15 protein-coding genes are annotated in these 20,028 nt (G+C 73.0%); 9 read left to right on the top strand and 6 right to left on the bottom strand.

The genetic code is table 11. From position 1 onward, the window contains the following. Positions 1-258: 258 nt before the first annotated feature. The gene (locus SZN_RS18375) at positions 259-777 is read right to left on the bottom strand and encodes a hypothetical protein (protein WP_007497178.1); all 519 of its coding nucleotides are present in this window, start codon (positions 775-777) and stop codon (positions 259-261) included. A gap of 608 nt (positions 778-1,385) precedes the next feature. Here SZN_RS18375 and SZN_RS43515 point away from each other — a divergent pair. From SZN_RS43515 to SZN_RS18360, 3 genes are all read left to right on the top strand, one after another. Then, positions 1,386-1,730 (top strand): IS3 family transposase, encoded by a 345-nt coding sequence (locus SZN_RS43515; RefSeq protein WP_007497175.1) that lies wholly within the window; start codon positions 1,386-1,388, stop codon positions 1,728-1,730. After that, entirely contained in the window at positions 1,727-2,665 is a 939-nt protein-coding gene (locus tag SZN_RS43510; RefSeq protein ID WP_007497173.1) for an IS3 family transposase, read from the top strand. Before SZN_RS43515 ends, SZN_RS43510 begins: the two co-directional genes overlap by 4 nt. Positions 2,666-2,922: 257 nt before the next feature. Next, positions 2,923-3,117: a hypothetical protein gene (locus tag SZN_RS18360; protein WP_007497171.1), complete on the top strand. Its 195-nt coding sequence runs from the start codon at positions 2,923-2,925 to the stop codon at positions 3,115-3,117. A gap of 138 nt (positions 3,118-3,255) precedes the next feature. Here the strand turns inward: SZN_RS18360 and SZN_RS18355 are convergent, their stop codons facing one another. Next, positions 3,256-3,912 carry a class I SAM-dependent methyltransferase gene (locus SZN_RS18355; RefSeq protein ID WP_007497170.1) on the bottom strand — a complete coding sequence of 219 codons (657 nt, stop codon included), beginning with the start codon at positions 3,910-3,912 and terminating at the stop codon, positions 3,256-3,258. A gap of 725 nt (positions 3,913-4,637) precedes the next feature. On the opposite strand from SZN_RS18355, the gene SZN_RS38785 reads away from it, so the two are divergent. Beyond that, positions 4,638-5,084 carry a gamma-glutamylcyclotransferase family protein gene (locus SZN_RS38785; protein WP_007497168.1) on the top strand — a complete coding sequence of 149 codons (447 nt, stop codon included), beginning with the start codon at positions 4,638-4,640 and terminating at the stop codon, positions 5,082-5,084. Here the strand turns inward: SZN_RS38785 and SZN_RS18350 are convergent. Continuing rightward, positions 4,985-7,477: a molybdopterin oxidoreductase family protein gene (locus SZN_RS18350; protein ID WP_007497166.1), complete on the bottom strand. Its 2,493-nt coding sequence runs from the start codon at positions 7,475-7,477 to the stop codon at positions 4,985-4,987. The two genes, SZN_RS38785 and SZN_RS18350, sit on opposite strands and share 100 nt — an antisense overlap. A 308-nt stretch (positions 7,478-7,785) precedes the next feature. After that, positions 7,786-8,517, bottom strand: coding sequence for a SanA/YdcF family protein (locus tag SZN_RS18345; RefSeq protein WP_078508713.1), 732 nt, complete (start codon positions 8,515-8,517; stop codon positions 7,786-7,788). A gap of 231 nt (positions 8,518-8,748) precedes the next feature. Here SZN_RS18345 and SZN_RS18340 point away from each other — a divergent pair, with 231 nt between their 5' ends. The 5 genes from SZN_RS18340 (at position 8,749) to SZN_RS18320 (ending at position 16,255) form a co-directional block, all read left to right on the top strand. After that, positions 8,749-9,618, top strand: coding sequence for a sirohydrochlorin chelatase (locus SZN_RS18340; RefSeq protein ID WP_007497161.1), 870 nt, complete (start codon positions 8,749-8,751; stop codon positions 9,616-9,618). 394 nt (positions 9,619-10,012) lie between these two features. Further along, positions 10,013-11,266 (top strand): deoxyguanosinetriphosphate triphosphohydrolase, encoded by a 1,254-nt coding sequence (locus SZN_RS18335; protein WP_007497159.1) that lies wholly within the window; start codon positions 10,013-10,015, stop codon positions 11,264-11,266. Positions 11,267-11,390: 124 nt separating this feature from the next. Continuing rightward, positions 11,391-12,656 (top strand): NAD(P)/FAD-dependent oxidoreductase, encoded by a 1,266-nt coding sequence (locus tag SZN_RS18330; RefSeq protein ID WP_007497156.1) that lies wholly within the window; start codon positions 11,391-11,393, stop codon positions 12,654-12,656. Between the two features lie 255 nt (positions 12,657-12,911). Continuing rightward, the gene (dnaG, locus tag SZN_RS18325; RefSeq protein ID WP_007497154.1) at positions 12,912-14,819 is read left to right on the top strand and encodes a DNA primase; all 1,908 of its coding nucleotides are present in this window, start codon (positions 12,912-12,914) and stop codon (positions 14,817-14,819) included. A 113-nt stretch (positions 14,820-14,932) separates the two neighbouring features. Next, entirely contained in the window at positions 14,933-16,255 is a 1,323-nt protein-coding gene (locus SZN_RS18320) for an RNA polymerase sigma factor (RefSeq protein ID WP_043731562.1), read from the top strand. Between the two features lie 43 nt (positions 16,256-16,298). Here the strand turns inward: SZN_RS18320 and SZN_RS18315 are convergent, their stop codons facing one another. Together SZN_RS18315 and SZN_RS18310 are read right to left on the bottom strand one after the other, a co-directional pair. Then, positions 16,299-18,227 (bottom strand): ABC transporter ATP-binding protein, encoded by a 1,929-nt coding sequence (locus tag SZN_RS18315; RefSeq protein WP_007497150.1) that lies wholly within the window; start codon positions 18,225-18,227, stop codon positions 16,299-16,301. Continuing rightward, positions 18,227-19,960, bottom strand: coding sequence for an ABC transporter ATP-binding protein (locus tag SZN_RS18310; RefSeq protein ID WP_007497147.1), 1,734 nt, complete (start codon positions 19,958-19,960; stop codon positions 18,227-18,229). Before SZN_RS18310 ends, SZN_RS18315 begins: the two co-directional genes overlap by 1 nt. Between the last annotated feature and the right edge of the window lie 68 nt (positions 19,961-20,028).

Genomic DNA, 20,028 nt, shown 5'->3' with positions numbered 1-20,028 from the left:
GCCGGCTCCGGCCTGCGCGGCGGACGGCTGCGGCGGGGACGCCGGTCCGGCGGCGCCGTCCAGCAGCCGGACACCGGCGCACAGGGCCAGCACACTGACGGCGGCTATGAGCACGTCGCCGACGCTCCGTCGACCGCGCATGCGAACCTCCCGGACTCTCCCTCGGCGGCCCTCGTCCCCCTCCGGGCCGCGAGGGGCGTCGGACCCGGAGGGGGAGAGGACGTGCGGTACCGGCGGACGGGCAGCGGAGGGTGCCCGTCAGATCCCGTCGCCTCTCGCCCGGCGATGCAGGAGCCAGGTACCGCCCGCGGCGGCGACGGCCAGAGCCGTCACCCCTGCCGCGGTCTGCACGGGGTCGCGGTCCGGAGCACCGCCGACCCCCGTCTTCACGCTTCCCCGCGGATGCACCTGCCCGCGCGCCGCCGTCAGCGTCACGACCAGGTCGCCCGTCACCTTCCGGCCGCCCTCCGCGCAGGTCGCGACGATCTCGTACGTCCCCGGCTGCGCGCTCGGCGGCACCCGGAAGCCGCCGGCAGCCTGCTCGTCGTGGGTGCTCGCGGCGAGCGCGAACGAGCCGCCGCCCACCGCGCCGGCGTCACCGGCCGCCGCCCCCTTCGGGCAGAACTCCGTACGCACCGAGACCTCGTCGCCCGGCACGGCCGAGGCCGGGAACACCTCCAGATCAGCGGTCTCACCGCCGTACGCGGGAGGGACGACGAGCCCCACGGCGCCCGCGGCCAGCGCGGCCCCGGTCAGCAGACGGGCGGTACGGCGCATCGATGCTCCTCCGAGCGGGATCACGACCCGCGGCACCCCCATGTGCCGCCGCCTCGGCCGCGTCCTGCCCTTCCGAGGTAAGGGGCAGCGGCGCCCGCGCGCCTGCCGAGAAGCCGCCGCACCCGCGGTGAACGGGTGCCCCCGGCCACCCAACCGGCGCCCCGAGCACGGCGTTTCAGCAGGTCAACGGGGTGGGTTCGACGGAGGCGGAAGGGAAAGGGCCCGGCGGCGCGGCACGGGTGTGAACGGGTGACGCGGTCAGTCGCGCGGGCGGGTCGGGCACCGCCCGGAACGGGTGACGCGGTCAGTCGCGCGGGCGCGACGTGCTCCAGTTCCACGCGGTCCTCATCGGGCAGGCCCAGGATGGGGCTGACCTGACCGACGTATCCGGCGAGCTGGACGAACAGCGTGGGGTCGACGCCGCCGGTGTTGCTCTGAGTGAAGTTCTGCTGCTCGCCGATGATGACGCCCTTGGCATTCGGCAGACAGGTGTTGTACGTGGTGCCAGGGCGGGGCTGGTTGACGTGGGGACCTGTGCAGGACCTGTCCCCGATTGGTGGACACCTCTGAGCCCGGCCCCGGTAGGGGCCGGGTAGGAGGCATCTTTTATGGTGCTGAAGGTGTACTCGCCCGAGTTCAAGGCGGACGCCGTCGCGCTGTACCTGTCGGGCCCGGGCCACACCTTCGAGGGCGTGGGCAAGGACCTGGGAATCAGTCGCGAGACGCTGCGTAACGGGGTACGGACCGACCGGGCCCGCCACGGCGGGGGCAGCACGACAAGTACGGAGAGGAACGCGGTGGATTCCCCGCCGACGGCCGAAGAGCCTCAGGCCGCGAACGAGGCCCTGCGCCGTGAGCTGGCGACGGTGCGCAAGGAGAACCAGAAACTGGCCACCGAGCGTGACATCCTGCGCAAGGCCACGAAGTTTTTCGCACAAGAGACGACCTGGTGACCAGCCGCTTCCAGTTCGTCGAGGACCACCACCACGGCGCCTGGGGCGTGAAGCGGTTGTGTCACGTGCTGGAGGTCGCCCGCTCCAGCTTCTACAGGTGGCGGACCGGCCGCGCGGCCCGCGCCGCGCGCGAGCGGGCCGACGCCGCACTCGCGATGCGGATCCGGGCCGTGCACGCCGACTGGGACGGCACCTACGGCCGCCCCCGCGTCACCGCCGAGCTGCGCGACGACGGCGAGCCGGTGAACCACAAGCGCGTCGGACGGGTCATGCGCAAGTACGGCATCGCCGGACTGCGGCTGCGCAGGCGGCAGGTCACGACCGTGCCCGAACCGACCGCCACCCCGGTGCCGGACCTGTTCCGGCGCGACTTCACCGCGAGCGCCCCGAACACGAAGTACGTCGGAGACATCACCTGCCTGCCCGTGGGCGACGGCGAGTTCCTGTACCTCGCGACGGTGATCGACTGCATCTCGCGCCGCCTGGTGGGCTGGTCGGTCGCCGACCACATGCGCACCGAGTTGGTCACCGACGCACTCCGGGCAGCCGAAGCGACCCGCGGCAGCCTGGCCGGAGCCGTCTTCCACAGCGACCGCAGGACGCCGTCCGCCCGTCCCAGGTGCGCGGTGACGAACGCGCGGACGCTGTCCCGGAGTTGGTCAGCGAGCCAGGTCGAGCGGGACAGGAACCACAGCACCCGGTCCGGTGTCACGTGCCCGATGTGCTCGGCGATCCACCAGCCGTTCTTCCGCTCCACCGGCGCGATCAGCGCCTTCAGATACGCCATCATCAGCCGCCGCCGGTCGGCCCGCCCGAACACCCCTGCCAGACAGGCGAAGAAGTCCTCGAACCAGCCCGACCACACCTGCACCACACGCTCCGTCTCCACGGACCGAACAACGCATCACACGCTCAACGGACACTCACGGCTGTAGTACCGGCAGGTTCATCACCTGCGCGGGCGCCGCATGGGGCGTGCAGACAGCAGTGAACGATTTCCGGAACTGGAACAACAATCGCCGATTCCGAAACGACTGGAACGATTCCCGACGCACTCGGGGCGGCGTTCGGTCTGCAGGAAGTACACAGGCAAGCGGAGCTGTTGGTGGCCCCACTCCCGCTGGTGGGAGGGCGACGTGCACCCTCCCACCGGCGTTCCGGAGAAATCCAGTAACCTTTCCAAGGAGGTGCCGTGCGGAAATTTCAACTCACCTTGTTCTTCGTGGTCTTCGTCCCCTTCATGACGGCGAGCGCGATCGACCGAATCCCCGAGGGCGGATGGTCCCGGGTGTGGGGGGTCGCTGAGATCGCCCTGGCTGCAGCCATCTCGGTCGGCGCGTTCACGGAAGTCCGGAAGGAATGGAAGAAGAGAAGATCCAGCGAGTGACCTCCGACATGTTCCTCCGGGGAGCGGAAAGCGCCGCCGGCAGTCGAACGGCACGAGTCGCGGCCGCTCAGTCGAATACCTAGCCATTCGAAGCGCGTGGTTGTGGCCTCCTTTGAGGCCACAACCGATCCTGCCGGCTTATTGTGCGGTGGCCTCGACGGTGTCCTCCGACTTGCGGGCCAGCAAGTGGGCGTCGAGGAAGCCCCGCTCAGAGGCCGGGTCGTGGAGCAGCCGGGCGAACGTGACGAGCCCGGCCCGGCCCAGCAGCTCGGCGAACCGGTCCGCCGGCCAGCTGTAGGCGGGCGTCACCTTGTGGTCGAAGCGGACCGGCTCGGGCCCGTCGGTCGCGAAGAACGAGACCAGGAGCAGGCCCCCTGGTGCCAGGCCACGCGCCTGCTCGGCGAGCAGCGCGGGTAGTTCCCCAGGAGGGGTGTGAATCATCGAGTAGTGGGCCAGCACGCCGCCGAGCGCGCCGTCCTCGACCGGCAGGGCCTCCATGCGCGCCTCGTCGAACTGCAGCGCCGGATGGGCCCGCCGGGCGTGGTCGACCATGGCTGGGGAGAGGTCGAGCCCGAAGGCGTCCAGCCCCAGGTCATGCAGCATGGCCGTCAGATGTCCGGGCCCGCAGCCGACGTCGGCTGCCCGCGGGTTCCCGGTCCCGCGCACCAGCTCGGCAAAGGTGCCGATCATGTTCCGTGAGAACGTGTGCGTCTCCAGCCGGTTAGCGAACATCGACGCATACAGCTCGACGACCCCGTCGTAGGCCGCCCTGGTCTCGTCCTGGTACTCCACCACGGGAAGGAAGTTAACACCCGCCGTTCGCAGCTGTTCTCCCACCTTGTGCTGAATCCCGCGCCCGTCGACGCAGACGCTCTCGCTACCGGCCGCTGCTGTCCTGACCAACCAGCTACCAGCCCCGCCGGGCACGGAATAAGCCAGCAGGATCACAACCACGCGCAACCGGCGTGTGCAAGGCGGAAACCTCCCGCCCGCACAGGCGTCGGCAGTCGGACCCTCGGGCAGCCGGCAGGACTCCGACGGCTGGCTCATCCGCATTTCCGAGGCACCCTCGTCCGGTTCCCTTGGGCGAGCAAGGGAACCCGCGCGTTGGGCGTCTTCAGACAGGCCGTGCTCGTGCTGCGCTGGTTCCTCGACCAGCGCGGCGGGCAGGGGAGAAGACGCAGGAGCAGGCACGGACTCACCACGTGTTCATGGGACTTCGACACTCACATGATCACCGAGACCGTGCCTGCACTACGTTCACCCCGGCCCGAACCGGGACGTCCCCCTGAATCCTGCCCAGCCCAGCCCAGCCCAGCCCAGCCCGGCCTTCCGGACGGATGGCGATCATGCAACGGCCCCTGACACGAAACCCCAGGTCACAACCACAAACTGAGGTCCCTACCGAACCCGGAACGGCTCACCGCTCCGCCAGCACCTAGGCGACCGCCCGCCGGGCGACCGGCTTTCCGCGGGCCGGGGAGGACCCGGGCTGGGGGCGAGAGGGGAGAATCGTTTCCGTGACCCCGTCTCCCCGGCTCCCGTTCTTCGTCTACGGCACGCTGCGTCCCGGCGAGCACCACCACGACGCCTTCCTGCGGGGCCGCACCCTCGCCGAGGAACCGGCGCGGGTGAACGGGGCGGTCCTGTACGACGGTCCGGGCTACCCCTACGCCGTGCGGGACGGGCGCGACGGCGCGACCGTCCACGGCCATCTCGTCACGGCCCGCCCCGAGGAGTACCCCGCCCTGCTGGCCGCCCTGGACCACCTGGAGGAGTACACCCCCGGCGACCCGCGCAACCTCTACGAGCGGATCGCCGTCGAGGTCGTCCGCGCGTCCGACGAGACCGCCGTGCGCGCCTGGATCTACGTCGCCGCCCCCTCGGTGGCCGCCCGGCTCGGATCACGCGGGACGCGCATCGACTCCGGCGACTGGTCGGCCGGGCCGGACGCGGCCCCGCGCTGACGCGGCCCCCGGCCGGCGCCGCCCGCCGAGGGCTTCACCGCCTCCACCCGCACCGCGCACGTCTTGAACTCCGGCATCCGCGAGACCGGGTCCAGGGCGGGGTTCGTCAGGGTGTTGGCCCGGCCCTCGCCCGGCCAGTGGAAGGGCATGAACACCGTGTCGGGGCGGATGGCGTCGGTGACGCGGGCCGGGGCCACCGCCCGGCCGCGCCGGGAGACCACCGCGAGCGGATCGCCGTCCCGCACACCGAGCCGGGCCGCGAGCCGGGGGTGCAGTTCGACGAACGGGCCCGGCGCGGCGGCGTTCAGCTCCGCCACCCGGCGGGTCTGCGCGCCGGACTGGTACTGCGCCACCACGCGGCCGGTGGTCAGCAGCACCGGGTACTCCCCGTCGGGTTCCTCGGCCGACGCCCGGTGCGAGACGGGCACGAACCGGGCCCGGCCGTCCGGCGTGGCGAACCGGTCGAGGAAGAGGCGCGGCGTGCCGGGGTGCGGTGTGCCGCGGGTGTCCTCGTCGCGTACCGGTGTGCCGCGCGTGTCCTCGTCGCGGGACGGCGTGCTGTCGGCGTCCTCGTCCCGCGCCGGGGGCGTGCCGGCCTGCGATGTGCGGCCTGCGTCCTCGTCCCGCGCCCGTTCGTGGCCGCCCGGGGCCGCCCCCGGCGAGACGTTCGCGGAGTCGTCCGGAGCCCCGGGGCCCTCCCACGCCCCGGAGTCCCCCCGCCCCCCCGAGTCCCCCCGCCCCCCGGAGTCCCCCCGTCCCCCGGGGCCGTCGCCGGGAGCCGCCGGGCAGGGCCAGAACACCCCGTTCTCCTCGGCGAGTCTGCGGTACGAGATCCCCGAGTAGTCCGCCGGGCCGCCCGCGCTCGCCCGCCGCAGCTCCTCGAAGACCTCCTCGGGATCGGTCGGGAAGCCCTTCTCCAGGCCCGACTCCCCGCCGAGCCGCGCCGCGAGCCCGTGCAGGACCTCCAGATCGCTGCGCACCCCGGCCGGCGGGGTGATCGCGCGGCGGCGCAGCAGCACCCTGCCCTCCAGGCTGGTCGTGGTGCCGGTCTCCTCCGCCCACTGCGTCACCGGCAGGACGACGTCGGCGAGTTCGGCCGTCTCCGACAGCACCACGTCGCACACCGCCAGGAAGTCCAGCGATCTGATCCGCTCCTCGACGTGCGCGGCGCGCGGTGCCGACACCACCGGGTTGGAGCCCATCAGCAGCAGTGACCTGATGTCCCCGCCGAGCGCGTCGAGCAGTTCGTAGGCGCTGCGCCCGGGGCCGGGCAGGCTGTCCGGGTCCACACCCCACACCTCGGCGACGTGCCGCCGCGCCGCGGGGTCGTCCAGCTTGCGATAGCCCGGCAACTGGTCGGCCTTCTGGCCGTGTTCGCGCCCGCCCTGCCCGTTGCCCTGCCCGGTGAGGCAGCCGTACCCGGACAGCGGCCGGCCCGCCCGCCCCGTCGCCAGGCACAGGTTGATCCACGCGCCCACCGTGTCCGTGCCCTTGGCCTGCTGCTCGGGCCCGCGCGCGGTCAGCACCATGGCGTGCTCGGGCTCGCAGAACAGCCGTACGGCCTCGCGCAGTTGGGGGACGGACACTCCCGTGATCCGTTCCACGTACTCCGGCCAGTGCGCCATCGCCGCGGCACGCGCGTCCTCCCAGCCGGCCGTGCGCTCCCGGACGTACTCCTCGTCGACCCGTCCCTCGGCGACGACCAGGTGCAGCAGGCCGAGGGCGAGCGCGAGGTCGGTGCCGGGGCGCGGGGCCAGATGCAGGTCGGCCTGCTCGGCGGTCCTCGTGCGGCGCGGGTCGACGACGATCAGCGTGCCGCCGTTCTCGCGCAGCTCGCTGAAGAAGCGGAGGGCGGGCGGCATCGTCTCGGCGAGGTTGGAGCCGACGAGGATCACACAGCCCGTGCGCGGGATGTCCGCCAGCGGGAACGGCAGCCCGCGGTCCAGACCGAACGCCCTCGTCCCCGCTGCGGCGGCCGACGACATGCAGAAGCGGCCGTTGTAGTCGATCTGCGAGGTGCCGAGCACGATCCGCGCGAACTTGCCGAGGCCGTACGCCTTCTCGTTGGTCAGCCCGCCTCCGCCGAAGACCCCGCAGGCGTCCGGGCCGTGCGCGGCCCGGGTGCGGCGCAGTCCCTCGGCGACGCGGTCGAGCGCCTCGTCCCAGCCGGCCGGGACGAGTGTGCCGGCCGACCGCACGAGGGGTGAGGTCAGGCGCGCGCCGGGCGCCAGCACCGCGGGAGCGGTACGGCCCTTGCCGCACAGCGCCCCCCGGTTGACGGGGAAGTCCGGGCGCTCGACCACCGCGACACCGCCGTCCGGCGTGGGCGCGAGGTTCATGCCGCACTGCAGGGCGCAGTAGGGGCAGTGGGTGGGCGTCACGGAGTTCTGCATGGCGTCCAGCGTGCGGCGGGCGTGTTACGCGCACGGCGGAGGTCTGTTACGCGGGCGGGACGGGGGGCTCCCCGCCCGGGGACCCTCACGGTGAGGCCGTACGGCCGGCTGCCGGGGGCGGTGGTCGCAGGGGCGCGGGTGGGCCGGGGTGGCCGCGCGGTTCCCCGTGCCCCCGGGGGTGGTGCCGGTGGGTGTTCGACCGCCGTTCGGTGGGGGCTTGTCGCGCGGTTCCCCGCGCCCCTCAGGGTGGGGCCGCGAGGGACGCGGGGGAGGGGCCGCGTGGGTGCCCGTGTCTCCGGGGGCCGGGGTCAGGGGCGGGTCCGGAGGGCTTCGGCCACGCCCTGTTCGCGCGGGCCGAGGAAGCGGGGGTCGGGCTCGAACGAGGCGTCCAGGGCCGCCTTGCCGGCCGCGAGGATCTCCCGTGCGCCGCCGTAGTACCAGGTCACGTCGTGCTTGTCCTGGACGCCGACGCCGTAGGACCGCACCCCCGCCGCCTCGCACAGCGCGACCGCCCGCCGGATGTGGAACGCCTGGCTGATCAGCACCGCCTCGTCGACGCCGAAGATCTTCTTGGCGCGGACGCAGGAGTCCCAGGTGTCGAAACCGGCGTAGTCGCTGACGACACGGGCGCCGGGCACACCCTTGCGGGTCAGGTACGCGCGCATGGCGTCGGGTTCGTCGTACTCCTCGCGGCTGTTGTCGCCCGTGACCAGGACGACGTCGATCCGCCCCGCCCGGTACAGCCCGGCCGCCGCGTCGAGCCGGCGGGCGAGGTACGGCGACGGCTCGCCGTCCCGGAGCCCGGCGCCGAAGACGACGGCCACCTCGGTGCGCGGCACGTCCGCCGTGGTCCGCAGCCGGTCCTCGCTGGCGAGACGCAGCCACGCGGACGGCAGCAGGGCCAGCACGCACCCGGCCATCACCACCCGCACCAGCCGGCGCCGCCCCGCGCGCGTGCGCGGCAGCCGCGGAAGCCGCGGAAACCGCAGGAGCCGAAGCGGTCGCAACGGTCGCGGCAGTCGCGCTGTCCCCAGGCGCATCAGCATGACCCCTCCAGTCCGGTTCGCCGCCCCTCCCCGACCCCGGGAGACGTCCGCCGGGCCCGCACGGTTCACCCCGCGCGCGTGACCCGCTTCACGTCACCCCGCCCGCCCGGCGAACGCGCGGGCCACGGCGGCTCACACCGACCGGGTGCGGCACGGTGATCCTGGCGTAAGAACCCGTCACCCCCGCGAAACGGGACAGCAACGTCCCGCGCCCACCATCGGTCCATGACGGCGTCGAACCCTCCGCACGACGAATCCACCACGGTCCACCTCGACAGTACGGCGCAGCTCATGAACCGGATCAGCAGCCGCCTCGCCCGCGGGCTCGGCCTCGTCCCCCTCGACGGCGGACGCCGCCCCGAACCGCCCGCGCTCGTCGTCGTGGCCCACGGCAGCCGCGATCCGCGCGCCCTCGCCACCGTGCGCGCGCTCCTCGACGCGGTCCGCGCCCTGCGCCCCGGACTGCCGGTCCACCTTGGCCACATCGAGCTGAACGAGCCCCTGCTCCCCGACACCCTCGCCGCCCTCGGCACCCGTGAGGCGGTCCTCGTCCCGCTCCTGCTGAGCCGCGGCTACCACATCAAACGCGACATCCCCGAGATCGCCGCCGCCTCCCGGGTACGCGCCCGCGTGGCCGGCGCGCTCGGCCCGCACCCGCTCCTCGTGGAGGCCCTGTCCGCGCGCCTCGCCGAGGCCGGCTGGCGCACGCGCGCGGACGGTCCCGGCCGCCGCGCGGTGGTCCTGGCCGCGGCCGGCTCCCGCGACCCGGAGTCGAAGCTCGACACCGCCCGCACGGCGCGGCTGCTGGCGGCCCGGCTCGGCGTCCCCGTCGTCCCCGCCTACGCCGCGACGGCCGCGCCGACCGTCCCGGACGCCCTGCGCGCCCTGGCGGGCCGGGGCCGCACCGAGGTCGCGGTCGCCTCGTACTTCACGGCCCCCGGCCGCTTCGCCACCGAGTGCGCGCGGGCCGCCCCCGGCGTCGCCGCGGCCCCGCTGGGCGCCCACCCGGCGATGGCCCACCTCCTGCTGCACCGCTACGACCGGACGGCCGCGGCCCGCCCGACCGCCACGACCCCGGCCCCGCTCCCGGCCTGACACCCCGTCGCCCGCAGCGGACCCGCGCCGAACGGCACACCCGCGCACGCGCGCGGACCGGTCCCCGTCCCGAACGGCACACCCACGCACGCGTACCGGCCGGTCGCCACGCCCCCGATCCCGTACGAGGCGCGTACCGCCGTACGAGGCGCGTACCGCCGTACGAGACGCGTACCACCGCACGAGGCAGCACGTGCCACCGCACGAGGCAGCACGTACCACCGCACGAGGCAGCACGTACCACCACACGAGGCAGCACGTACCACCACACGAGGCAGCACGTACCACCACACGAGGCACGTACCACCAGCCACGCGCGCGCCCGTGGCCCCCCACCGGCGGGGAGGTGCGAGGGCGGCCTCCGGTTGTCCGTGCCGGCCCGTACTGTCGGGGCATGCACTACGACGAGTCGGCAGTCGAACGCTGGGCCCCCGAACCCGACAAGCGCCCCGGGCGCACGGCCTTCCAACGCGACCGGGCCCGCGTCCTGCACTCCGCCGCCCTGCGAAGGCTCGCCGGAAAGACCCAGGTGGTGACGCCGGGGACGCGCACCCAGGCATGGGACCCCAGCCCCCGCACCCGCCTCACGCACTCCCTCGAATGCGCCCAGGTCGGCCGGGAACTCGGCGCGGCCCTCGGCTGCGACCCCGACCTCGTGGAGGCCGCGTGCCTCTCCCACGACCTCGGCCACCCGCCCTTCGGCCACAACGGCGAGATCGCGCTCAACGAGTTCGCCGAGGACTGCGGAGGCTTCGAGGGCAACGCCCAGTCCCTGCGCCTGCTCACCCGCATCGAACCCAAGCGGTTCACGCCCGAGGGCTCCGTCGGCCTCAACCTCACCCGGGCCACCCTGGACGCCGCCACCAAGTACCCGTGGCCCCGGGGCGGGCGCCCCGCCGACCCGCGCTCCCCGAAGTTCGGCGTCTACGAGGACGACCGGCCCGTCTTCGACTGGCTCCGCAAGGACGCCCCCGCCGCCCGCACCACCTTCGAGGCCCAGGTGATGGACTGGTCCGACGACGTGGCCTACTCGGTGCACGACGTCGAGGACGGCCTGCACGCCGGCCACATCGACCCCGGCTGCCTGCACGCCGAACCCGAGCGCGCGGCCGTCTTCGCCGTCGCCGTCGGCCGCTACGTCCCCGCGGACACCGACCCGCACGAACTGTCCGCCGCCCTCGACCGGCTCCAGGACGAACCCTGGTGGCCGCACGGCTACGACGGCTCGGCCGCCGCCCAGGCCCGGCTCAAGGACGCCACCAGCCAGCTCATCGGCCGCTTCTGCCTGGCCGCCGAGGGCGCCACGCGCGCCGCGTACGGCGCCGGCCGGCTCACCCGCTACGGCGCCGAGCTCGTCGTCCCGCGCGAGACCCGCCTGGAGTGCGCGGTCCTCAAGGCCGTCGCCGACCGGTACGTCATGCAGCGCGACGAGCAGGAGCGGCTGCGCGCCGACCAGCGCGTCGTCGTCGCCGAACTGGCCGACGCGCTCACCGCCCGCGCGCCGCACGGACTCGACCCGCAGTTCCGCGCCCTGTACGACGCGGCGAGCGGCGACCGCGTCCGCAAGCGGGTGATCGTCGACCAGATCGCCTCCCTCACGGACGCCTCGGCACGGGCCCTGCACGCCAGGCTCACCCGGCGGCCCTGAATTCCCCGCGCACGACGGGGCACCCGAAAGTGACCCTGCGTGGCCTGATCGGGTCACCCCCCCTTCCCGCATCACGCTGCGTGCGGGACGCTCATGTGGCGGCACGCTTACGAGGAGGCATCACGTGGTCGACGCGGATCAGACATTCGTCATCGTCGGAGGAGGGCTCGCCGGCGCGAAGGCGGCCGAGACGCTGCGCGCGGAGGGCTTCACCGGGCGGGTGATACTGATCTGCGACGAGCGCGACCACCCGTACGAGCGGCCGCCGCTGTCCAAGGGCTTCCTCCTGGGCAAGGAGGAGCGCGACGTCGTCTTCGTCCACGAGCCCGCCTGGTACGCGCGCCACGACATCGAGCTGCACCACGGCCAGACCGTCGACGCCGTCGACCGCGCGGCCAGGACCGTCCGGTTCGGCGAGGACGGCACGGTCGTCCACTACGACAAGCTTCTGCTGGCCACCGGCGCCGAGCCGCGCCGCCTGGACATCCCCGGCACCGACCTGGCGGGCGTGCACCATCTGCGCCGCCTCTCGCACGCCGAGCGCCTCAAGGGCGTCCTCGCCTCCCTCGGCCGGGACAACGGCCACCTCGTGATCGCCGGCGCGGGCTGGATCGGCCTGGAGGTCGCGGCGGCGGCCCGGGAGTACGGCGCCGAGGTCACCGTCATCGAGCCGGGCGCGACCCCCCTGCACGGCGTCCTCGGCCCCGAACTGGGCGCGCTCTTCGCGCAGCTGCACCAGGAGCACGGGGTGCGCTTCCGCTTCGGCCGCCGGCTGACGGAGATCGTCGGCCAGGACGGCATGGTGCTGGCGGCGCGCACCGACGACGGCGAGGAGCACCCGGCGCACGACGTCCTCGCGGCCATCGGCGCGGCCCCGCGCGTCGGCCTCGCCGAGGCGGCCGGGCTGGAGATCGCGGACCGCGCGGCAGGCGGCGGCGTCGTCACCGACGAGCGGCTGCGCACGTCAGACCCCGACATCTACGCGGCCGGCGACGTCGCCTCCTTCCCGCACGCCCTGTTCGGCACCCGGCTGCGCGTGGAGCACTGGGCGAACGCGCTCAACGGCGGCCCCGCCGCGGCCCGCGCGATGCTCGGCAAGGACGTCGTCTACGACCGGGTCCCCTACTTCTTCTCCGACCAGTACGACCTCGGCATGGAGTACAGCGGCTGGGCGCCCGCGGGCTCCTACGACGAGGTGGTGATCCGCGGCGACGCGGGCAAGCGCGAGTTCATCGCGTTCTGGGTGAAGGACGGCCGCGTGCTCGCCGGGATGAACGTGAACGTGTGGGACGTCACCGAGCCCATCCAGAAGCTGATCGCCTCGAAGGCCCGGGTGAGCACCGAGGACCTGGCCGACCCCCGCATCCCCCTCGACGGCCTCGCTCCCTAGTGCGGTGACCGGGAGGGTCCACCGGCTCGCGACGCCCGGCACGTCCGCCGAGCCCTGCGAGCAGGGGGACCCCCGGGACGCGTCGTCGCCTCACCCGAGTACGTCCGGTACGCGGACGAGGCTCCGCCTCGCGGGGCACCGCACCGGACGCCGCGAGCCACCCGGCGAACCCTCCCGGCCACGGCCCCGGCGCCGCCCGCCCCGGGAGCCGGCGGCCCGCCCGGGAGTGTCCGTCCTGCCCCGTAGACTCACCCTGTGGCAGGACGGATCAACGACGAGGACGTGAAAGCGGTGCGGGACGCGGTCCCGATCGACACCGTGGTGTCCGAGTACCTCCAGCTGCGCAACGCCGGCGGCGGCAACCTCAAGGGGCTCTGCCCCTTCCACGACGAGAAGTCCCCGTCCTTCCAGGTCAGCCCGAGCAAGGGGCTCTTCCACTGCTTCGGCTGCCAGGAGGGCGGCGACACCATCACGTTCGTGATGAAGGTCGACCACCTCTCCTTCTCCGAGGTGGTCGAGCGCCTGGCCGCGCAGGCCGGCATCACCCTGCGCTACGAGGAGGGCGGGTACAACCCCGCCCACCAGCGCGGCGAGCGCATCCGCCTGGTCGAGGCCCACAAGATCGCCGCCGAGTGGTACGCCGAGCAGCTCGCGAGCAGCGCCGAGGCCGACACCGGCCGGATCTTCCTCGCCGAGCGCGGGTTCGACCAGGCCGCCGCCGTCCACTTCGGCGTCGGCTACAGCCCCCAGGGCTGGGACCACCTCACCCGGTTCCTGCGCGGCAAGGGCTTCACCGACAAGGAACTCCTGCTGTCGGGGCTCTCCCAGGAGGGCCGCCGGGGTCCCATCGACCGCTTCCGCGGCCGCCTCATGTGGCCGATCCGCGACATCGGCGGCGACGTCGTCGGCTTCGGCGCCCGCAAGCTCTACGAGGCCGACAACGGCCCCAAGTACCTCAACACCCCCGAGACGGCCCTCTACAAGAAGTCCCACGTCCTGTACGGCATCGACCTCGCCAAGAAGGACATCGCCAAGTCCAGCCGCGCGGTCGTCGTCGAGGGCTACACCGACGTGATGGCCTGCCACCTCGCGGGTGTCACCACCGCCATCGCGACCTGCGGCACCGCGTTCGGCGGCGACCACATCAAGATCCTGCGCCGGCTGCTGATGGACAACGGCTCGGCCCGCGTGATCTTCACCTTCGACGGCGACGCGGCCGGCCAGAAGGCCGCCCTGCGCGCCTTCGAGGACGACCAGAAGTTCGCGGCCGAGACCTACATCGCGATCGCCCCCGACGGCATGGACCCCTGCGAGCTGCGCCTGGCCAAGGGCGACGACGCGGTCACCGACCTGGTCCAGCCCCGCACCCCGCTCTTCGAGTTCGCGCTGCGCCAGATCGTCGTCCGCTACGACCTCGACACCCCCGCGGGCCGGGCCGCCGCCCTGGACGAGGCGGCGCCCATCGTCGCCCGCATCAAGAACAGCGGCGCCCAGCACGAGGTCGCGGTCCAGCTCGCGGGCATGCTCGGCATCCTGGACACGCAGTTCGTCGTCAAGCGGGTGGCGCAGCTGGCGCGCTGGGCCCGCGACCGCGGCGGCCGGGGACCGAACCCGCCCGCCCGCGGTTCCCGGCAGCAGCCGTACGAGGCCGCCGCCGCGCCCCGCACCTCCGGCCCCGCCCTCACCCTGCGCAACCCCGTCTACGCCACCGAGCGCGAACTGCTCAAACTCGCCCTCCAGCGCCCCGAGCTGGTCTCCCCGGCGTTCGACGCGTACGGCGTCGACGAGTTCACCGCCGCGCCCTACGCCGCCGTACGCCAGGCGATCATGGACGCGGGCGGCGCCGAGCACGGCATCCAGGACTCGCCCGAGTACCTCGCCCGCGTCCGCGACGCCGCACCCGACGACCAGGTGCGCGCGATGGTCACCGAACTCGCGGTCGAGGCGATCCTGCGCAGGACCGTCGACGAGAACTACGCGGGCGAGCAGCTGGTCACCGTCCGCCGCCGCGCCGTCGAGCGCCGTGTCCGCGACGTGCAGAGCCAGCTCACCCGGCTCGGTGCGGGCGGCGACCCCGCCCACCTGGCCGCCGTGCAGAACGAACTGTGGGTGCTCCAGCAGTACGACCAGGCACTGCGCGGCCACGGCGCCGCCGCCCTCTGACCCCGCCCGCCGCCGTGAGCACGGCTGGGTAACCGCCCGGTCACGCACCGGGCTCAAAAAGTCGCCGCACGCCCCTCGTGGCGGTGATGTGTCGTACTCCACACTGGGTGGCGGTGCCTGAGTCCTCGGAGCGCGACCGATCCGTCCCCCACGGGTCCCCCACCCCCGCGCTTCCGCTCATCGCGTACGGGACGGACAGCGGCGAGGCCGCCGACCCCGCTCTCGAAGCAGCGCTGCCGTGCGACTCGGCAGCGATCATCCTGGAGGCCGCCCCCGTGCAGACCCAGACCCTCACCCAGAACGACGCAGACGGTTCCGCAGCGGCCGGCGAGGCCGACGTCCGGGTGGTGGGCGGCGCGGTGCCCCCGCAGAACCGCGCCGCCCACCACCCGGAGACGGACCCCGGCCCGGAGGCGGAAGCCCCGGCCGAGCGGGCCGAACCGCCCGCGGGCGCGCTGGAGGGCGCCGAGAACGCGGAGCCCGTCGAGGCGCCGCTGCCCGCCCGCGGCCGCAGCGACGGCGCCGGCCCCTCCTCCGACCTGTTCCGCCAGTACCTGCGGGAGATCGGCCGCATCCCCCTGCTCACCGCGGCCGAGGAGGTCGAACTCGCCCGCCGGGTCGAGGCCGGGCTGTTCGCCGAGGAGAAGCTCGGCGGCACCCCCGACCTGGACAGCGAACTGGCCCTGGACCTGGACCGGCTGGTCGTCATGGGCCGGATGGCCAAGCGGCGGCTGATCGAGGCCAACCTGCGGCTCGTGGTCTCCGTCGCCAAGCGGTACGTCGGCCGCGGCCTGACCATGCTCGACCTGGTCCAGGAGGGCAACCTCGGACTGATCCGGGCCGTCGAGAAGTTCGACTACGCCCGCGGCTACAAGTTCTCCACCTACGCCACCTGGTGGATCCGCCAGGCCATGTCCCGCGCCCTCGCCGACCAGGCCCGCACGATCCGGGTGCCGGTGCACGTCGTCGAGCTGATCAACCGGGTGGTCCGCGTCCAGCGCCGGATGCTCCAGGAACGCGGCTACGAGCCCACGCACGAAGAGGTCGCCGACCACCTCGACCTGCTGCCCGAGCGGGTCAGCGAGGTGCTGCGGCTGGCCCAGGAGCCGGTCTCGCTGCACGCCCCGGTCGGCGAGGAGGACGACGTCGCGCTCGGCGACCTGATCGAGGACGGCGACGCGGCCAGCCCCGTGGAGTCGGCGGCGTTCCTGCTGCTGCGCGAACACCTCGAAGCGGTCCTGTCCACGCTCGGCGAACGCGAGCGCAAGGTCGTGCAGTTGCGCTACGGCCTCGCGGACGGCCGCCCGCGCACCCTGGAGGAGATAGGCCGCATCTTCGGCGTGACGCGCGAACGCATCCGCCAGATCGAGTCCAAGACCCTGAACAAGCTGCGCGACCACGCCTTCGCGGACCAGCTCAGGGGATACCTGGACTGAGCCGGGGCCGCTCGCCCGCCACGAGCGGCCCCCTCGTGCCCCGCTAGTCGACCTCGGCCACGGCCTGCGCGAACTGCGCCTTGTACAGCCGCGCGTACGCCCCGTCGGCCGCCAACAGGTCGCCGTGCGCGCCCTGTTCGACGATCGCGCCGCCCTCCATGACGAGGATGGTGTCCGCGTCACGGATCGTGGACAGCCGGTGCGCGATGACGAACGACGTGCGCCCGTGCGCCAGTTTGGCCATCGCCTTCTGGATCAGCACCTCGGTACGGGTGTCGACCGAGGACGTCGCCTCGTCCAGCACCAGGATCACCGGGTCGGACAGGAACGCCCGCGCGATGGTGATGAGCTGCTTCTCGCCCGCGCTGACCCCGGAGCCCTCGTCGTCGATCACCGTGTCGTACCCGTCGGGCAGCGTACGGATGAACCGGTCGGCGTGGGCGGCCCGCGCGGCCTCCTCGATCTCGCCCCGGGTGACCTCGCCGGCCGCCCCGTACGCGATGTTCTCCGCGATCGTGCCGCCGAAGAGCCAGGTGTCCTGGAGCACCATCCCGATGCCGGAACGCAGTTCGTCGCGGGACATCCGCGCGATGTCGACCCCGTCGAGGGTGATCCGCCCCGACGACACGTCGTAGAACCGCATCAGCAGGTTCACCAGCGTCGTCTTGCCCGCGCCCGTCGGACCCACGATGGCGACCGTGTGGCCCGGCTCCACCGTCAGCGACAGATCCTCGATCAGCGGCCTGTCCGGGTCGTAGCGGAAGGACACGTGCTCCAGCGCCACCAGGCCCCGCAGCTCCTCCGGCCGCACGCCCGGCACCGGGTCCGCGCCCTGCTCCTCGGCGTCCAGCAGCTCGAAGACCCGCTCCGCCGAGGCGACACCGGACTGCACCAGGTTCGCCATCGACGCGACCTGCGTCAGCGGCATCGAGAACTGCCGCGAGTACTGGACGAACGCCTGCACGTCGCCGATCGACAGCGAGCCCGACGCGACCCGCAGGCCGCCGACCACCGCGACCAGCACGTAGTTCAGGTTCGACACGAACATCATCAGCGGCTGCATGATCCCGCTGTTGAACTGCGCCTTGAACCCGGCCTCGTACAGCGCGTCGTTCTGCTCGGCGAACTGCCGCGCCGACTCGTGCTGCCGGCCGAACACCTTCACCAGGGTGTGCCCGGTGTACATCTCCTCGACGTGCGCGTTCAGCTTGCCCGTCGAGCGCCACTGCTGGACGAAGTGCGGCTGCGACCGCTTGCCCACCCGGGTGGCGACGACGAAGGACAGCGGCACGGTCACCAGCGCGACCAGCGCCAGCAGCCACGAGACCCAGAACATCACCGCGAGCACACCGATGACGGTGAGCACCGAGTTGATGAGCTGGCCCATCGACTGCTGGAGCGTCTGCCCGATGTTGTCGATGTCGTTGGTCGCCCGCGAGAGCACCTCACCGCGCTGACGCTTGTCGAAGTACGACAGCGGCAGCCGCGACAGCTTCGTCTGGACGTCCTCGCGCATCCGGTACATCGTGCGGTTCACCGACCGGTTGACCAGCCGGGTCGCCACCGCCATCAGCAGACCGGCGACGAGGAACACCCCCACCGCGAACAGCAGGACCTCGCCCACGGCGCCGAAGTCGATGCCCTTGCCGGGCGTGAAGTCGGTGCCGCGCAGCATGTCCGCCATCCGGCCGTCGCCGCGCTCCCGCATCGCCGCGAGGACCTGCTCCTTGGTCGTCCCCGCGGCGAACTGCCGTCCGACGATGCCCGCGAAGACCAGGTCGGTGGCGGCGCCGAGGATCTTCGGCCCGGCGACCGAGAGGCCCACGCTCACCACCACGCAGAGCAGCAGCGCGTACAGGGTGAGCCGTTCGGGCCTGAACCGCGCGACCAGCCGCTTGCCGGACCCCTTGAAGTCCAGCGAGCGCTGGTCGGGCCCGCCGCCGGCCATCATCCGTCCCATGGGCCCGGCCATCAGGCGGCCTCCGCTTCCGTCAGCTGGGAGAGCACGATCTCCCGGTACGTCTCGTTGTCCGCCATCAGCTCGCGGTGCCGCCCGGTGCCGACGACCTGCCCCTCGTCGAGGACGACGATCCGGTCCGCGTCGCGGATGGTCGCCACCCGCTGGGCGACGATGACGACGGTCGCCTCGGCCGTCTCGCGCGCGAGCGCCGCGCGCAGGGCGGCGTCGGTGGCGTAGTCGAGGGCGGAGAAGGAGTCGTCGAAGAGGTAGATCTCCGGGCGCTGCACCAGCGTCCGCGCGATCGCCAGCCGCTGCCGCTGACCGCCCGACACGTTGGTGCCGCCCTGGGCGACGGGGGCGTCGAGCCCGCCCTCCAGCCGCTCGACGAACTCCCTGGCCTGCGCCACCTCCAGCGCCTGCCACAGATCCTCGTCCGTGGCGTCCGGGTTGCCGTAGCGCAGATTGGTCGCCACCGTCCCCGCGAACAGGTACGGCTTCTGCGGGACGAGCCCGACGGTCCGCGCCAGCAGCGCGGGCTCGATCGCGGCGACGTCCTCGCCGTCGACCAGGACCCGCCCGCCGGTCGCGTCGAACAGCCGCGGGACCAGCCCCAGCAGGGTCGACTTGCCGCTCCCCGTCGAGCCGATGACGGCGGTCGTCTCGCCCGGACGCGCGATCAGGTCGATCGACTTCAGCACCGGCTCCTCGGCCCCCGGATAGCGGAAGCCCGCGCCCCGGATCTCCAGATGCCCGTGCCGGCGCAGCTCGCGCACGGGCACGGCCGGCGGGACCACGCTGGAGGCGGTGTCCAGGACCTCCTGGATGCGCTCGGCGCACACCTCGGCCCGCGGGACCATCATGAACATGAACGTGGCCATCATCACGGACATCACGATCTGCATGAGATAGGCGAGGAACGCCGTCAGATCGCCGATCTGCATGCCGCCGCCGTCGATGCGGTGGGCACCGAACCACACCACCGCGATCGAGGACAGGTTCACCACCGTCATCACGATCGGGAACATCAGCGCGAGCAGCCGCCCGGTGCCCATCGCCACGTCGGTGAGCTCGGTGTTCGACACCCGGAAGCGCTGCTGCTCGTACTCGTCGCGCACGAACGCCCGGATCACCCGGTTGCCGGTGATCTGCTCGCGCAGCACCCGGTTCACCGTGTCCAGGCGCACCTGCATGGTCCGGAACAGCGGCCGCAGCCGCCGCACGATCAGCGTCACGCTGATGCCGAGCACGGGCACCACGGCCACCAGGACCGCCGACAGCGGCACGTCCAGGCCCAGGGCCAGCACGATGCCGCCCACGCACATGATGGGCGCGGACACCATCAGCGTGAACGTCATCAGCGCCAGCATCTGCACCTGCTGGACGTCGTTGGTCGTCCGGGTGATGAGGGAGGGCGCGCCGAAGTGGCCGACCTCGCGCGCCGAGAAGGACTGCACCCGCTCGAAGACGGCGGCCCGCATGTCCCGGCCGAGCGCCGAGGCGGTCCGGGCGCCGTAGTACACGGCACCGATGTTGCACACGACCTGCACCAGCGAGATGCCGATCATCAGGGCGCCGTAGGACAGGATGTAGCCGGTGTCGCCCTTGACGACACCCTTGTCGATGATGTCGGCGTTCAGGGTGGGCAGGTAGAGGGTGGCGCAGGTCTGCAGGAGCTGCAGCAGCACCAGCCAGCCGATCGGTTTTCGGTAGGGCCTGAGGTAGGTCCGCAGAAGTCGTATGAGCACGCTGCTTCTCTCGGAGTGGACGAGTGGGTGGTGGGGCGCATTGGTTGCCCCTGGCCCCTATCGTCGGA

Source organism: Streptomyces zinciresistens K42, assembly GCF_000225525.1.
Lineage (GTDB): Bacteria > Actinomycetota > Actinomycetes > Streptomycetales > Streptomycetaceae > Streptomyces > Streptomyces zinciresistens.
Note: the sequence above shows the minus strand (reverse complement) of the source record. Positions and strands in the feature narration are given on the sequence as shown.

What these genes read in the sequence shown, in the direction of transcription:
- SZN_RS18335 (WP_007497159.1), top strand. Translation starts at nt 10,013, where the DNA reads ATGCACTACGACGAGTCGGCAGTCGAACGCTGGGCCCCCGAACCCGAC.
- SZN_RS18345 (WP_078508713.1), bottom strand. Translation starts at nt 8,517, where the DNA reads ATGCGCCTGGGGACAGCGCGACTGCCGCGACCGTTGCGACCGCTTCGG.
- SZN_RS18315 (WP_007497150.1), bottom strand. Translation starts at nt 18,227, where the DNA reads ATGGCCGGGCCCATGGGACGGATGATGGCCGGCGGCGGGCCCGACCAG.
- SZN_RS18340 (WP_007497161.1), top strand. Translation starts at nt 8,749, where the DNA reads ATGACGGCGTCGAACCCTCCGCACGACGAATCCACCACGGTCCACCTC.
- SZN_RS43515 (WP_007497175.1), top strand. Translation starts at nt 1,386, where the DNA reads ATGGTGCTGAAGGTGTACTCGCCCGAGTTCAAGGCGGACGCCGTCGCG.
- SZN_RS18375 (WP_007497178.1), bottom strand. Translation starts at nt 777, where the DNA reads ATGCGCCGTACCGCCCGTCTGCTGACCGGGGCCGCGCTGGCCGCGGGC.
- SZN_RS18350 (WP_007497166.1), bottom strand. Translation starts at nt 7,477, where the DNA reads ATGCAGAACTCCGTGACGCCCACCCACTGCCCCTACTGCGCCCTGCAG.